Source organism: Corynebacterium sp. HMSC070E08 (assembly GCF_001808895.1).
Classification (GTDB): domain Bacteria; phylum Actinomycetota; class Actinomycetes; order Mycobacteriales; family Mycobacteriaceae; genus Corynebacterium; species Corynebacterium hiratae.
Genome location: NZ_KV794797.1, coordinates 65232 through 65451, shown reverse-complemented (window position 1 = coordinate 65451; position 220 = coordinate 65232).

The following is a 220-nucleotide window of genomic DNA, read 5'->3' as shown; positions in this document are numbered from 1 at the left end:
TCTATCAGGGGTAATGAGAACTGAACCCCAGCCGGAGCGCCTGCTGCTCCTCGTCGGCGTGAAGTCTATCAGGGGTAATGAGAACTGAACCCCAGCAAGCTTGGGCATCAGCGGTGGGGGGTGCTGAAGTCTATCAGGGGTAATGAGAACTGAACCCCAGCTGAGGGCGTGCGTAACCGTCTGAAGCACGAAGTCTATCAGGGGTAATGAGAACTGAACC